This window comes from Gluconobacter kondonii (assembly GCF_002723995.1).
Taxonomy (GTDB): Bacteria; Pseudomonadota; Alphaproteobacteria; order Acetobacterales; family Acetobacteraceae; genus Gluconobacter; species Gluconobacter kondonii.
On sequence record NZ_BEWP01000053.1, the window covers coordinates 1 to 1,461 of the forward strand.

General features: G+C 59.0%; 1 protein-coding gene. It reads left to right on the top strand.

Features of this window, described 5'->3' with window-relative positions; translation table 11 throughout:
- Nucleotides 1-47 precede the first annotated feature (47 nt).
- Nucleotides 48-1,454 (top strand): IS30 family transposase, encoded by a 1,407-nt coding sequence (locus tag GKO01_RS15665; RefSeq protein WP_218017463.1) that lies wholly within the window; start codon nt 48-50, stop codon nt 1,452-1,454.
- The last annotated feature ends 7 nt before the right edge of the window (nt 1,455-1,461 follow it).

Below are 1,461 nucleotides of genomic sequence, written 5' to 3' on the forward strand. Positions count from 1 at the left end.
GGGCAGATTCAACCGGTCGTCGCAACACCCCATTCTTGGAGGTGACGATGACAACAGGAAGACGCAAATCCGAGCGCTCGACGCGGCACAAATTATTCTCGCCAGGACGGCCGCCTGTCTGGCAACGTGAGAATCTGTGCCGGTTCTGGCGTGGTATCGCTGCTGGGCTTTCCAGTGAGGAGGCTGCCGTCGCAGCCGGCGTCTCCGGTCCTGTCGGAATCCGGTGGTTTCGGAGTTCTGGCGGAATGCCCCCCACACATCTTGCGCCCTCGGCACCCGACCTGAAGAGCCGTAATCTCACATTCGCAGAACGCGAGGAAATCGCCTTGGAATGCGCTCGGGGTTCCGGCGTGCGTGCCATCGCGCACAAGCTTGGGCGGGCGCCCAGTACGATCTCCCGCGAGATTAGGCGTAACTCGGCGACCCGCGGAGGAGACTTCGACTACCGGGCTCTCACTGCACAGTGGCATGCGGATCGTGCTGCGCGACGTCCAAAAATCAGCAAACTGGCGAAGAATTCCGCCCTGCGCGACTATGTGCAGGATCGCCTCGCTGGCCTGATTGCAACGCCCGAGGGCATCGAGTTCGATGGGCCGGTTGTAGTATGGAAGAAGCGACGGGCTGTTCATCGGCAAAGTCGACGTTGGTCTTCGGCCTGGAGCCCCGAGCAAATCGCGCAGCGCCTGAAGGTGGACTTTCCCGAGGATCCAACCATGCGCATCAGTCATGAAACCATCTATCAGGCACTCTACATCCAAGGACGTGGAGTTCTGAAGCGGGAGCTCTCGGCCTGCCTTCGCTCTGGACGGGCACTGCGTCTGCCTCGGGAGCGAGCCAAAAACCGTGGCAAGTCCTTCATCTCAGATGCGCTTATGATCAGCGATCGGCCTGCCGAGATTAACCACAGAGCGGTACCGGGACATTGGGAAGGCGATCTCATTCTCGGCCTTGGCAGTTCGGCGATCGGCACATTGGTTGAACGCACCACGCGCTTCACTATGCTCTTGCACCTGCCGCGCATGGAAGGCCACGGCAAGGCCAAGTCGATCAAGAACGGTCCGGCTCTTGCCGGTCATGGTGCTGAAGCCGTCCGCGATGCCATCTCCGAAACCATTATGGATCTCCCGGCACATCTGCGCCGTTCCCTGACCTGGGATCAGGGTGCTGAGATGGCGCAGCACGCTCAGCTTCGGATCGACACAGGTCTTGATATCTACTTCTGTGATCCTCAGAGCCCCTGGCAGCGCGGGAGCAACGAAAATACCAATGGTCTGCTCCGCCAATACTTTCCCAAAGGCACCGATCTCAGCCAGCATTGCATAGAAGAACTGAGCGCTGTTGCCCATGCTTTAAATACGAGACCACGAAAAACACTCGAATGGAGAACCCCCGCAGAAGCTCTCGACCATCTACTCAAACAGGATATGATCGAACGTGTTGCGACGACCGGTTGAATCTGCC